Below are 5,016 nucleotides of genomic sequence, written 5' to 3'. Positions count from 1 at the left end.
ATATGGCGGCCAAGTGCCGTGCCGGAACTGGTGGTTTCGACACAGCCGCGACGCCCGCAGGCGCAGACCTCGCCGTTGACGTCGACGGTGATGTGGCCAAGTTGCCCCGCCGTTGCCCGGCCGCGCATGATCCGCCGGTTCTGGACGACAGCGCCGCCGATGCCTGTGCCGATGGTGAACATCGCGATGTTGTCGTGGCCTTTGCCGGCGCCAAGGACCATCTCGGCGGCCAGCGCCATATTGCAGTCATTGTCGAGGATAGCAGGCTTGCCGGTCATGCTTTCCAGCCGCTGCGCGAGCGCGACCGAGGCAAGGTTGACGTAGCCTCCCGACAGGACCGCGCCGCGGCGCGCGTCGACGCGACCGGGAACACCGACGCCGATGGCCACCACATCAGGCGTATCGAGAAGGCGCACCATGTCGGCGATGCGGCCAAGCACCAGTTCCGGATCGGGCGCGCTCTTCTCGGAAAGGCGTTTGAGGATTTCACCGGTGCCGGAGATGCGGGCGGCACGCAAATTGGTGCCGCCGATATCGATCCCTATGGCCATCGACTTTTGTGGCATGACATCCTGCACGTGCCGGTGATCCAACAGGATATCAGGCGGCGGCCTTCTGCCGATAGTGCCCGATCACCGCCTGGATCTCGCGCAGTCGCGGCACCGCGATGGTCTCAAGCCTTTCGCGTTGAATGTCACGGTCGAGCGAGATGCAGTCCTTCCACAGTGAACGGCCGGCGATCACACCGGAGGCGCCGTTTTGCATGGCGATCTCGACCTGGCCGAGAAAGGTGGCGTGGTTGACGCCAGCCGAAAGCACGGCCCACGGCACTTCGCCGGCCATTTTTGTGATGTTGGCGCAGGCTTCCGGTGTTCCGGGGTAGGGAAGCTTCAGCACCTTCGCGCCGCATTCCAGCGAGATCCTTGTACCCTCCTCGATCAGCCAGGGTGTTTTGGCCGCATAGTCCTCGGGGCTTTCACCTTCAAGCTGATAGGTCAGGAATTCGACCACGAGCAGCAGGTCCTCCTTGCCGAAATCGGTGATGCATTGGCGCAGGATGGCGATGTTGTGTTCGTTGGCCTGCGGCTTGTCGGCCCGCAGATACACCATGATCTTGCCGCCCGTGCCGCCGAGTTCGCGCACGCGCCGAGCATCGATGTCGGGAACCAGCCGAGACAGGCGGTAGCCTTCCGGCGAGACGTCGAAACCGGAGGCGTCGAGGCCGATGAGGAGTGCGGTATCCCGGTTCAGCACGCCTTCATCGACAACCCGCGGCACCGCGCAGAGCGGATCGAGCAGCACGCAGGAGGCCGCACTTGCCAGGTAGCGCGTGATGTCGGCCTTGGTGTCGCCGAGCATGTCGTTGGTGATCCTGGCCTGGTCCGCGGGGTCCGACGCCAGCAAGGTGCGCATGCCGCCGCGCTGGTCGCAAGCGATGGCCACCATGGCTCCGTCCTTGCCGCATATCTGCTGGTAGCCGCGCCGTTCCGCGGTGGTCATCTTCGTCATGGTCTTCTGTCCGATGTTGGCGCTCTCTCGCCGAGGGCGCTGATCCCGTGGATACAATGGTCAGTTTGCCCGCCTGCCGGCAGGGAGATTTTTGCCGCCTGAGGCATCGCCGGCCGCTGGGATAAGCAGCCTTGCCGGCGCTTGGCCTGGTATGGCCCTCAAGTTGCGAGTTCGCCGGATTTGCGCGATAACTCCCATCGGCGTATAGGTGTGTAACACGTTGCTGAAAGGAATTGCAAGCTGTCTGTTCCCTCCGTCCAGGACGCGACCGCATCGCGCACGATGCTGCACACGGTTGCCAAGCTGCACTATGTGGAGGAGATGTCGCAGGTCGATATAGCGCGGCAGCTCGGTGTCTCCACCGCGACGATTTCGCGCCTGCTGCAGCGGGCGCGAGCGGAGGGCATCGTGCGCATCGAGGTCATCGACCTGGCGACGCCGGAAGATATCACCAGGCAACTTGTCGACGGATTGAAATTGCGGGACGCCGCCGTTGTCGAGACGCCGGCGGCGGGCGCGCTGACGGCGCTTTCCGCCCCGCTTGGCGCTTTGCTCAGGCAGGCGCAGCTGGTGGCCGGCTCTGTGGTCGCCATCGGCTGGGGACGCGCCGTGCGCGAGGTCATTCGAGCCGGCCTGCCGCGCATGCCCGGCGTGCTGACGGTGGCCGCAACCGGCGGTATGCAGCAGCAGGCGGCGCATTTCCAGGTCAACGAATTCGTGCGGCTTGCCGCGGAGGAGTTCGGCGGCACGCCGCACTTCATCCACGCCCCCTATCTGCCGTCGAGCGAGCTGCGCGAGGTCTTCCTCGGAGACGCCACCATCCGCGATGCCGTCGCACTGTGGGACAGGACTGATGTGGCGATCGTCGGCATTGGCCTGCCGCATGCTATCAACGCGCCCGAGGCGAGTGCCGCCACGCCGAGCGAGCAGGCGCTGGTCCACGCGGCCGGCGATGTCCTTCGGCATTATTTCGATGCCGATGGCGTGCTGATAGCCTGGGAAGGAGAGGGCCGGATGATCGCCATGTCGCCGGCGCAACTTCGGGCCGTGCCCTTGGTGATCGGTATCGCCGCGACGCCGGAAAAAGCGACGGCCATCATTGGCGCCGCTCGCGCCCGGCTGATCAACGCGCTGGTAACGGATACCAAGACGGCGCAGGCCATCCTCGCGGTTCTTGCAACGCGATAGCTGCCGGACTGATGCCTCGCTGTCGGCGCGGAGAGAAGCTGTTGCGAAATCGATTGTGTCGCCGGGGAGTCGGGACGATAGTTCGCCGGGGCTCCGAGGAGCAGTCAGATGGTGTCTGGAAAAGCCGGCGTTGTGGCCTCGGAAAAAACCGTGTTGCAATTTATTTCTGCAAAGTGTTACAAACTGCGAACCCGGCGTGCAGGCATGCCGGGCGCGGTGGTTCCCTGACCTCGCGGAGGCGAGGAAAGCGAGCACGGCGATTGTGCCGGTCGGCTGGACCGGCTGACATTTAGACTGGAGGGCGCTTGGGAGGAGCTGCCCGCGAAAGGCAACAGGCGTTCCCGGCCGTCGGCATCCTGCCTCCGCGCGGATGACGGCCATTCCAATGTCACCGAAAACGGCAGAACTGCCAACAATGAGGAGGATGTCATGAAGAAGATCGTTGCCGCGCTCGCGGTACTTGCGGTCAGCGCGACGGTGCTGATGGCGCCCGCGCAGGCGCAGGACAAGAAATATACCATTGCGCTCATTCCAGGCCTCACCACCGATGGCTTCTACATCACCATGCGCAAGGGTGCCCAGGCGGCGGCCGATGCGCTCGGCGTGAACCTGGTCTTCCAGGGCGCTCCGGACTTCAACCCGGTCACCCAGGTGCCGGTGCTCGACGCGGTCATCGCCAAGAAGCCGGATGCGATCCTGATCGCGCCGACCGACAAGGTTCAGCTGGTGGAGCCGCTGCGCAAGGCCAATGAGGCCGGCATCCCGGTCATAACAGTCGATACTTTCATCGGCAGCGGCGTCTACCAGACGGGTGCCGGCGATGCCGATTTCCCGCTGGCCTACATTGCCTCGGACAATGTGCTGGGCGGCGAGATCGCCGCGCGCGCGCTGGCCACCGCCATCGGCGACAAGGGCAAGGTCTATGTGTCGAACGTCAAGCCCGGCATTTCGACCACCGACCAGCGCGAAGAGGGGTTCAAGAAGGAGATGGCCAAGCATACGGGCATCACCGTGCTGGAGACCCAATTCAATGATGACGACGCCAACAAGGCCGCCTCGCAGCTGCAGGCTGTCTTCGCGCGCAATCCCGATCTCGTCGGCGTGTTCGGCGCCAATCTGTTCTCGGCCCTGGGTGCTGCCAACGGCGTCAAGCAGGCGGGCCAGACGGGCACCGTCAAGGTCGTTGCCTTCGATGCACCGACCAGCATCGTCGACAACATCAATACCGGCCTCGTGGATGTGGCAATCGCGCAGCATCCCGCCGAGATCGGTTATTTCGGGGTCGTTTCGGCCTATGCCCATCTGACCGGCCAGTCGATCCCGGTCGCGATCGGCACCGGCTTCACGATCATGGACAAGTCCAACATCGCGGACCCGAAGATCTCGAAGTATCTCTACTCCGAGTAGGTCCAGACGAGCTTGGCTCCTCCCGGTATCGCCGGGGGGAGCTCGTGCCGGGTCCCGCAAAAGGCGGGGCCTGTTTGAAGGCAGCCGCGCCGCGGAGTATTCATGACCTCGACATCACCAGCCCAGCCGGCCGAGAAGCATGTCGCCCCCCAGGCCGATCATGGCGATCCGGCCAGGACCCTGATCGGACGCATCGCCGAAGGGCGCGCCTGGTTGTTCCTCGCCGGCCTGATCATCTGTTTCGAGATATGGTCGAGATTCGCCTTCGGCGCGACGTTCGTGCTCAACCCGTTCAACTTGCAGTCCATCGCGATCTTCGCGATAGCGCCGCTGCTGCTTGCGACCGGACAGACGTTCGTCATCATTTCGGGCGGTATAGACCTGTCGCTCGGCTTCATCATGGGGCTTGCCGCAGTCGTTGCCGCACATGCCACCAATCTGGCGGGCGCCGCCATTCCCTTGCCGCTGGCCATGCTGGCTGGCATCCTTGCGGCGGTGATCGTCGCCAGCTTGCCCGGCATCATCAATGGCCTCCTAATCTCGCGCCTCAGGGTGCCGCCGTTCATCGGTACGCTCGGCATGTTCGGCGTGGCGCGCGGTGTCGCCTTCCTGCTTGCCGGCGGCACGACTGTGCCGGTGCAGAATTCCTGGTTCGCGCTGCTCGGCAACGGCAAGTTCCACGGCGTGCCTTATCTGGTCATGATCGCTGCCGTTTTCGTCATCGCGATGCATTATCTGCTCGGCCAGACGCGGTTCGGCCAGCACAATTATGCCATCGGCGCCAATGTGCAGGCGGCGCGGCGTGCCGGTATCGACATCAGGGGCCACATATTGCGGCTCTATGTGCTGTCGGCGATGTGCGCCGGCCTTGGCGGGGCGCTCTACGCGGCGCGCTTCACCGCCGGCGCGGCA

5 protein-coding genes are annotated in these 5,016 nt (G+C 64.4%); 3 read left to right on the top strand and 2 right to left on the bottom strand.

All coding sequences use genetic code 11. The annotated features are described in order from the left end of the window. Together O7A61_RS30890 and O7A61_RS30885 are read right to left on the bottom strand one after the other, a co-directional pair. A partial coding sequence (locus O7A61_RS30890; RefSeq protein WP_337132976.1) for an ROK family protein occupies positions 1–566 on the bottom strand: 566 nt, incomplete at its 3' end. Positions 567–600: 34 nt separating this feature from the next. Further along, the gene (locus O7A61_RS30885; protein WP_337132975.1) at positions 601–1,509 is read right to left on the bottom strand and encodes a tagatose-bisphosphate aldolase; all 909 of its coding nucleotides are present in this window, start codon (positions 1,507–1,509) and stop codon (positions 601–603) included. 282 nt (positions 1,510–1,791) lie between these two features. Here O7A61_RS30885 and O7A61_RS30880 point away from each other — a divergent pair, with 282 nt between their 5' ends. The 3 genes from O7A61_RS30880 to O7A61_RS30870 all read left to right on the top strand — a co-directional run. Continuing rightward, complete coding sequence (locus tag O7A61_RS30880) at positions 1,792–2,697, top strand: sugar-binding transcriptional regulator (protein ID WP_337132974.1); 906 nt, start codon at positions 1,792–1,794, stop codon at positions 2,695–2,697. A gap of 429 nt (positions 2,698–3,126) precedes the next feature. Further along, entirely contained in the window at positions 3,127–4,104 is a 978-nt protein-coding gene (locus O7A61_RS30875; RefSeq protein WP_337132973.1) for an ABC transporter substrate-binding protein, read from the top strand. 102 nt (positions 4,105–4,206) lie between these two features. Beyond that, on the top strand, positions 4,207–5,016 hold an 810-nt coding region (locus tag O7A61_RS30870), incomplete at its 3' end, for an ABC transporter permease subunit (protein ID WP_337132972.1).

It is taken from the genome of Mesorhizobium sp. Cs1321R2N1 (genome assembly GCF_037179725.1).
GTDB classification, from domain to species: Bacteria; Pseudomonadota; Alphaproteobacteria; order Rhizobiales; family Rhizobiaceae; genus Mesorhizobium; species Mesorhizobium salmacidum.
The sequence above is the reverse complement of the archived record's forward strand: the minus strand, read 5'-3'. Positions and strand labels throughout refer to the sequence as shown.

Excerpts from the sequence above, each read along its gene's own strand:
- O7A61_RS30885 (WP_337132975.1), bottom strand. The coding sequence starts at position 1,509 with ATGACGAAGATGACCACCGCGGAACGGCGCGGCTACCAGCAGATATGC.
- O7A61_RS30880 (WP_337132974.1), top strand. The coding sequence starts at position 1,792 with ATGCTGCACACGGTTGCCAAGCTGCACTATGTGGAGGAGATGTCGCAG.
- O7A61_RS30875 (WP_337132973.1), top strand. The coding sequence starts at position 3,127 with ATGAAGAAGATCGTTGCCGCGCTCGCGGTACTTGCGGTCAGCGCGACG.